This is a genomic window from Thauera phenylacetica B4P (genome assembly GCF_000310225.1).
Lineage (GTDB): Bacteria > Pseudomonadota > Gammaproteobacteria > Burkholderiales > Rhodocyclaceae > Thauera > Thauera phenylacetica.
Window position 1 is genome coordinate 1 of record NZ_AMXF01000208.1, and the last position, 7223, is coordinate 7223.

General features: G+C 66.9%; 10 protein-coding genes and 1 tRNA gene. 4 read left to right on the forward strand and 7 right to left on the reverse strand.

Translation table 11 applies throughout. From position 1 onward, the window contains the following. Window positions 1–174: ISAs1 family transposase (locus tag C667_RS25175; RefSeq protein ID WP_004374498.1), on the reverse strand; the 174-nt coding region annotated here is incomplete at its 3' end. A 130-nt stretch (window positions 175–304) separates the two neighbouring features. Beyond that, window positions 305–637 carry a DUF4062 domain-containing protein gene (locus C667_RS26850; protein ID WP_157302409.1) on the reverse strand — a complete coding sequence of 111 codons (333 nt, stop codon included), beginning with the start codon at window positions 635–637 and terminating at the stop codon, window positions 305–307. On the opposite strand from C667_RS26850, the gene C667_RS18295 reads away from it, so the two are divergent. Next, a complete protein-coding gene (locus C667_RS18295; RefSeq protein ID WP_004357889.1) occupies window positions 614–1975 on the forward strand; it encodes an IS1380 family transposase in 1362 nt (453 codons plus the stop codon). The genes C667_RS26850 and C667_RS18295 overlap by 24 nt on opposite strands. A gap of 508 nt (window positions 1976–2483) precedes the next feature. Here the strand turns inward: C667_RS18295 and C667_RS18300 are convergent. After that, window positions 2484–2849: a hypothetical protein gene (locus tag C667_RS18300; protein WP_004374504.1), complete on the reverse strand. Its 366-nt coding sequence runs from the start codon at window positions 2847–2849 to the stop codon at window positions 2484–2486. Window positions 2850–3119: 270 nt separating this feature from the next. On the opposite strand from C667_RS18300, the gene C667_RS18305 reads away from it, so the two are divergent. From C667_RS18305 to C667_RS18315, 3 genes are read left to right on the forward strand one after another with little or no spacing between them, the layout of a single operon-like run. Beyond that, window positions 3120–3362: a type II toxin-antitoxin system ParD family antitoxin gene (locus C667_RS18305; protein ID WP_245538495.1), complete on the forward strand. Its 243-nt coding sequence runs from the start codon at window positions 3120–3122 to the stop codon at window positions 3360–3362. Then, on the forward strand, window positions 3359–3688 hold the full coding sequence (locus C667_RS18310; RefSeq protein WP_004374509.1) for a type II toxin-antitoxin system RelE/ParE family toxin: 330 nt from the start codon (window positions 3359–3361) through the stop codon (window positions 3686–3688). The genes C667_RS18305 and C667_RS18310 overlap by 4 nt, the downstream gene beginning before the upstream one ends. 44 nt (window positions 3689–3732) lie before the next feature. Next, window positions 3733–4929 (forward strand): RtcB family protein, encoded by a 1197-nt coding sequence (locus C667_RS18315; RefSeq protein ID WP_039922144.1) that lies wholly within the window; start codon window positions 3733–3735, stop codon window positions 4927–4929. Window positions 4930–5150: 221 nt separating this feature from the next. Here C667_RS18315 and C667_RS18320 read toward each other — a convergent pair. The 4 genes from C667_RS18320 to C667_RS18335 all read right to left on the reverse strand — a co-directional run. Then, window positions 5151–5235 (reverse strand) — tRNA-Leu (locus C667_RS18320). A 296-nt stretch (window positions 5236–5531) separates the two neighbouring features. Beyond that, on the reverse strand, window positions 5532–6113 hold the full coding sequence (gene thpR / locus C667_RS18325) for an RNA 2',3'-cyclic phosphodiesterase (protein ID WP_051174689.1): 582 nt from the start codon (window positions 6111–6113) through the stop codon (window positions 5532–5534). Between the two features lie 142 nt (window positions 6114–6255). Continuing rightward, window positions 6256–6759: a 2-C-methyl-D-erythritol 2,4-cyclodiphosphate synthase gene (gene ispF, locus C667_RS18330; protein WP_004374518.1), complete on the reverse strand. Its 504-nt coding sequence runs from the start codon at window positions 6757–6759 to the stop codon at window positions 6256–6258. After that, window positions 6756–7223: IspD/TarI family cytidylyltransferase (locus tag C667_RS18335; RefSeq protein ID WP_004374519.1), on the reverse strand; the 468-nt coding region annotated here is incomplete at its 5' end. The genes ispF and C667_RS18335, both read right to left, overlap by 4 nt.

Here is a 7223-nt window from a genome sequence, read left to right on the forward strand (position 1 = left end):
CACGAGGAAGCGGCGCAACCACGCCTCCTTGGTGCGCGCCCAGAAGGTGATGTCCTCGACCGTGTCGCAGTCCGAGAGCACGGCCGCGATCAGGATCACCAGGATCTCCCGAAAGTCGTGCAAGGTGCCGTTGCTCGGCTTGCGCGGATCATCGATTTCGTCCAGATAGCTCATCAGGGAACCCCTCTGCGTCGCACTCACGCTCTTCGCCCAAAAGACGAGAGTAGACGTGATTTTCGAAGGGTCCACAAGATGAGTGCATAAGATGTTGAATGTGAACGACTATTTCCAGGTGCTTATGCGATCAGGGAGAATGCATTCCGAGTGCGGAGGCCCTGATGAAGCCGTAACGCAAGCCTACGACAAGAAAATAGGCATCGCAGCGCCCTACGTCCTCAAGGCAGCTGCTTACCAGATCCTTCTCGCCGGCAAGGTAACTATGCTTCACGACGCATTCGTCGCTGAGCGCTTTCCGGATCGCCTCGCGTTCATCGGCCAGATCGTTCAGTGTCGATGAGAGATACCTGAATCCGTGTTCGCTTAGCCGGAAATCCAGCCTAACGCATTGATGTAATTGTATAATTACGCATCCGAGCCTTTCACCCAACCGACCATGCCGCGCTTCGAAGTCAAGCAATCCGCCAAGCTCAATCTGACGTCCTACTCGGGCCTGGCGTTGATCGGGCAGTGCTGCCAGGCGGCACAGGTCGAGGCGGTGATCGACCCGAGGCTGCCGGTGTCGCAGGGTATGCGGAGCTCGGACCTGGTCAAGTCGGTGGTGGGGCTGCTGAGCCTGGGCAAAAGCGACTTCGAGGCGATCGAGCCGTTTCGCGGCGACCGCTTCTTCAAGGAAGCGCTCGGGCTCGCCAAGGTGCCCGGCAGCGTGTGGATGCGCCAACGGCTCGATGCCCGCGCGGCCGAGCTGCGCGAGCTGACCGACGAGCTGAGCCTGCGCCTGCTCGAGCGCACCGAGGCGCCGATCACGGCGCACAAGGGCTACGTCTGCGCCGATCTGGACACCTTCGTGATGGACAACTCCGACACCAAGAAGGAGGCGGTCAGCCGCACTTACCAGGGCGTCGATGGCTACACGCCGATCGCGCTGTACCTGGGCAACGAGGGCTGGAACCTCGGCCTGGAGCTGCGCGCGGGGTCGCACCACTCGGCGCTGGAGACCGAGTATTTCTTCGAGCGCGCGTTCCCGCGCCTGCGCCGGGTGTGTGCGGCCGATGCGAAGCTGCTGTGGCGGGCCGACAGCGGCTTCGACAGCGCCCGGCTGCTGTTCGCGCTGGCCGACGAGCGCGATCGCTGGGCAGCGCTGGGGCGTTCGTTCGACTACCTCACCAAGTGGAATCCGCGCCGTCAGGACAAGACCGCCTGGGTGGACCGGGCCGAGGCCGCCGGCGTCTTCGAGGAAGTGCGCGCGGGCAAGCGGGTGGGGCTGCTGGACCTGAAGATCGACCGTGCCTGGAAGAAGGCCAAGCGCACGCTGCGTCTGGTGGTGCGGGTGACCGAGCGCACGATCGACAAGAAGGGCCAGCACCTGCTGACCCCCGAGATCGAGATCGAAGGCTGGTGGACCAGCCTCGAAGTGGCGATGGCCGACGTGATCGAGCTCTACAAGCACCACGGCACGCACGAGCAGTTCCACTCCGAGATCAAGACCGACCTGGACCTCGAGCGCCTGCCCTCGGGCAAGTTCGACACCAACGACGCGGTCATGCATCTGGCCGCGTTCGCCTACAACTGCCTGCGCCTGATCGGCCAACTCGGGCTGACCGGCGAGCTCTCGCCGATCCGTCACCCGGCCAAGCGCCGACGCATCAAGACAGTGCTGCAGGAGGTGATGTACCGTGCGGCGAAGTTCGTCGAACACGCCCGCCGCCTGGTGCTGGACTTCGGACGCGGCGTCGCCGCGCATGTGAAGGTGTTCACCACGGTGCAGGCGCGACTGTGCGCGGTGGCTTCGCCGTGATGCAAATCCGACGGCCGAATTCTCCGAATCGAGGCCATTTCGCTGCGGCGAAAGGGCGACGGCCGCGTGGGAGCAGGAAAATGACGTAGCGCACCCCCCGTAAGCCCGGCTCGCCGGGCCTCCGGGCCGTGAAAGGACGGTGCTCGGGGCTGCGGTGAGCTGAGATTGGGAGTCAGGCAGCAGAAAAATCATGCGCTGGGGCTCGCGGAGCGGGTACGCGCTGAAGACAACACGGATTCAGGAGATATATCGAATAGTTCATATCCTGGCGATCCACGGAAATTTCGTAATAGAAAGATTGTGACTGAGATCGACCCAGACGTTGCCGTTCGCGGCGTCGATCCGGGAAATGCACGTTTCGGCGCTATCCAGCCTGGATGGTGCCGCTGAAAATGACAAGACGGCGGATCGAAAGACTCCGCTCATCCGCCCATGGCGATCACGAGAACAAACCGGCGCGCGTCGAAGGCGCAGCTGCCAGGATGCCTGGGCGCCGGCCGGGGATGCATCAATCAACGTCCAGCAGCCGCGCGCACTCGTCCATCATCGAGCGCGCCAACGCCGAGTCGTAGTTCGGATCGAGCGCCTCCATCATCTCGTGCGTGGTGTAGAGGCCCGCTTCCCGTGACAGCGAGCCGGCGATCTGTCGCGCCAGGCCGTCGCTGAGCGCGGAGAGCTGGCGGCGCTCCGCCAGTGGCAGTGCGCGCTCGCTGCGCCGGAGCCAGTCGGCGATGAAGCTCGCGCCCTGGGCCTCGGTGAGCCACTGGCCGTGTTCGTAGTGGATCGACAGGCGCTCGGCGGTGAGCGCGAAGATCAGCGCGGCGCGCGTTCCCCGGCTGTCTGCGGGCGGTGTCGGAAGGGGGAGTGGGGGCATGGTGAATCGGCCAGGCAAGCTGAGGAGACGGCGCGATGCTATCAGCCCACTGGCGAGTTTGAAGGAGCGTTGTACTGGCTTGGAGCGGTCAAACTCGGGGGCGGCGAGAAGTCACGCGCTGGCGGGCTCCCCGTGTCGACTGCTTGGTCGAGATGTCCTCGATGCGCGCAGGCAGTTGTTCGCGTTGGGGATGGGCACCTTCTCTCGGTAGGGTGGAGTACGGGTATTGCCAAATTTTGGCAAACAACCCACACTTTCGCCATGAGCACGATGAACATTTCCCTCCCCGATGCCCTGAAATCCTTCGTGGACGAACAGGTCAGCCAACGTGGCTACGGAACGAGCAGCGAGTACGTGCGAGAATTGATCCGCAGGGATCAGGATCGCCAGCAACTCCGTAACTTGCTGTTGGCCGGAGCAGCCTCGGCCCCGGCGGCCCCCGCCGACACCAGCTACTTCGAGGGCCTGCGTGACCGGGTGCGCAAGGGCGCCAAAGCCCGCGCTCAGGGGTGAGGGTCAAGCCGGCCATCCCGCGTGAGCAGGCCAACGGGGATGTGGACGAGGCCGTTGCCTACTATCTGAACGAAGCCAGCGAGGCCGTGGCGTTCGGGTTCATCGATGCGCTGGAGAAGGCTTACCGGCACCTTGGTCGCCAGCCGGCCACCGGCTCGCCACGCTACGCTCATGAACTCAACCTGCCGGGGCTGCGCGCGTGGTCGCTGACGCGCTACCCGTACCTCGTGTTCTATGTCGAGCGGCCGGACCACATCGATGTGTGGCGTGTGTTGCACGGCCAGCGGGACATCCCGGCGTGGATGCAGGAGCCCGACGGCGCGTGACGGTCACCCGCTCTGTGCAGATCCTGCAGGAAAAGGGAAACGCCATGCCGATTAAAGAAGCCATCCGCACCCAGCGCATGCCCGTCAGGATCTGGACCGACGACATCGACGAAGGCTCGAAGGCGCAGCTCGCCAACATCGCGAGCCTGCCGTTCATCCACCACCACGTGGCCGCCATGCCCGACGTGCATCTCGGCATCGGCGCGACGATCGGCTCGGTGATCGCCACCCATCAGGCGATCATCCCGGCAGCGGTGGGCGTCGACATCGGCTGCGGCATGGTCGCCGCGCGGCTGTCGCTCACCGCGAACGACATCGATGAGAAGCGCCTGAAGAAGGTGTTCGATCAGATCAGCCGCGATGTGCCGGTCGGTCGAGACCAGCACGCGGACGGTCGGGTGCTGGTCGACGCGGTGCGCCCCTTCGAGCCCGGCCTCAAGGCGCTGACCGACCGCCATCCGCAACTGCTCAAGGCCTTCGGCAAGTTCTCCAAGTGGGCCAACCAGATGGGCACGCTCGGGGGCGGCAACCACTTCATCGAGGTCTGCCTGGACGAGTACGAGCAGGTCTGGGTGATGCTGCATTCGGGCAGCCGTGGCATCGGTAACGCCATCGCGACGTACTTCATCGAGCTGGCGAGGAAGGACATGGCGCGCCACATGATCCACCTCCCCGATCGCGATCTGGCCTACTTTGCCGAGGGCAGCGAGCACTTCGCCGACTATGTCGAGGCGGTGCATTGGGCGCAGGAGTACGCGATGGCCAATCGCCAGGCGATGCTCGATCTCGTGCTCACGGGGCTGGCGCGCCACCTGCCGCCCTTTACCGTCACCACCGAGGCGGTGAACTGCCACCACAACTACGTCGCCCGCGAGCACCACTACGGCGCCGACGTGTGGGTGACGCGCAAGGGCGCGATCCGTGCGGGGGAGGGCGAGCTCGGCATCGTCCCCGGCAGCATGGGCGCGCGCAGCTACATCGTGCGCGGCAAGGGCAAGGCGGAGAGTTTCTGTTCCAGCGCGCACGGCGCCGGCCGGCGCATGAGCCGCACGGCGGCGACCAAACGCTTCACCGAGGCCGACCTCGCACGCCAGACCGAAGGGGTGATCTGCCGCAAGGACAAGGGCGTGGTCGATGAGATTCCCGGGGCGTACAAGGACATCGATGAAGTGATGGCCAACCAGCGCGACCTGACCGAGATCCTGCATACCTTGAAGCAGGTGGTGTGCGTGAAGGGGTAGGGGATCGATGTGGGGCGGCGTCGCCAGGCTGCTCACGGCGCTGGGGTGCCCTGGTACTGCACCAACGCATGCGTCGGATGAGGCTGCTGTGGTCTGAATTGTAGTTTACATAACACATATTCTCGCTGTTTTAGCTGTGGAGCTTGATGGGGTAAATCACCCTCGAACGTTCGACCAGGCACCTTGCAGCGCGCGTTCGTGCTGTGCCTGATCGAAAACCCTGGTGCGGGGAAAGAGACTCGAACTCTCACGCCTTGCGGCGCTGGAACCTAAATCCAGTGCGTCTACCAATTCCGCCATCCCCGCACACACCCGAACAAGCGAAGCGGCGCGAATTATACACGCGCAGCCTGGCGTCCCGGCAGGCTCGAATCGAAGCCCGTCGACCCCGCACCGCCCATTCGCGGCTGCCGCCGCTCCACATGAACCATCACGGCTCCGGTTTTACGCAGGAGCGGCGGCAGCCGCGAATCGGGCTTGCGGAATGGCGACATAGCCGCTTGCCCCGCCGCCGCTTTCGCGCCCGCCGGCGCTCCTACATTGGACGGAAGCGCGCCGGTTTCTGTAGGAGTGCCGGCAGGCGCGAATACGGCGAGTGGACATCACCCGCGCTGCTTCAGCGGCCAGCGCCCGATCACCCGGTAGCGCGCGCCGGCGGCGCTGCGCTCGGAGGCGACGAGAACGAAGCTGGCCACCCTCCAGCGCAGGGGCGGCAGCGGTGCCTCGGCGGGCGCGACGCGGGCGTTACGCACCAGCGTGACATGCGGGGAGAAGGCGCGCTCCTCGAGCGCAAAGCCGGCAGCGCGCAGGCGGGCTTCCAGGTCCTGCGCGAGCGCGGCCAGCGCCGGCGGCACGATGGACGGTCCGGCCCACAGGACGCGGTTGCGCTTCCAGCTCCCGACGCGGTCGAGCGCGAGCGCGAAGCTCTCCCCCTCGACCTGCGCAGCCAGCGCCTGCAGGCGCTCCACCTCCCGCGCCGGCGTGTCGCCGAGAAAGGCCAGGGTCAGGTGGATGGTGTCGCGGCGCATCGCGCGACCGCCGCACTCTAAGTGCAGCGCCCGTGCGCGCGCATGCAGCGCGGCGCTGGTGGCCGAGTCCGGCCACAACGCGAAGAAGAGCCGCAGCCCCGGCTCCTGTCTTGCGGCCCCGCCCCCGCCCTCGCCCGAGTCCGTGCCTCCGTCCACGCCATCCTTCGCTGCGGCCGGCTTCGGACTTCCGCCTGCGCCCACGCCTCCGCCACCGCCCGCGCCTGCGCTCGGGCTCGCGCCCGCCTCAGCCATGCCTCGTCTTCCCGTCCGCACCGGCCATCGCCATGACGCGCCTTGCTCAGCCCTGCCCCGCCCGCGCGATGAGCGCGACCACCTGCGCGGCGATGCCCTCCCCCCGCCCGGTGAAACCGAGCTTCTCGGTGGTCTTGCCCTTGATGTTGATCGCCGCTGCGTCCATGTCGAGGTCGGCGGCGAGGTTGGCCACCATCGCCGGCGCGTGCGGCAGGATGCGCGGCGCCTTGCAGATCAGCGTGGCGTCGATATTCACCACCTCCCAGCCCGCGGCGCGCACGCGCGCGAAGGCCTCGCGCAGCAGCACGCGGCTGTCGGCACCGGCGTGGGCCGGGTCGGTGTCGGGGAAGAGCCGGCCGATGTCGCCCAGCCCGGCGGCGCCGAGCAGCGCGTCGGTCACCGCGTGCAGCAGCACGTCGGCGTCCGAATGCCCGAGCAGGCCGCGCTCGAAGGGGATGGTGACGCCGCCGACGATCAGCGCCCGGCCGGGGACCAGGGCGTGCACGTCGAAGCCCTGGCCAATGCGAAAGGGGATGAAGGGGATGCTCATGCGTTGTGGCCCTCGCGGTTCTTGAGGATCCACTCGGCCAGGTGCAGGTCGAGCGGAAAGGTGACCTTCAGGTTGGTGGCGTCCCCCTGCACGAGGCGCGGACGCAGGCCCGCGGCCTCGATCGCGCTGGCCTCGTCGGTGACCTCGCGCGCGCCCTCCAGCGCGCGGCGCAGCATGGCGTAGCGGAACATCTGCGGCGTCTGCGCCTGCCACAGGCTGTCGCGCGGCACGGTCTCGCAGACGTGGCGGTGCTCGTCGGCGCGCTTGAGGGTGTCGGCCACCGGCACCGCCAGCAGCCCGCCGACCTCGTCGTGGGCGAGCTCGCGCACCAGCTTGTCGACATGCCAGGGCGCCAGGCAGGGACGCGCGGCGTCGTGGACCAGCACCCAGTCGCCCGCCGCCGCCTCGCCGGCGATCGCGCGCAGGCCGCCGAGCACGCTGTCGGCGCGCGTGGCGCCGCCGCA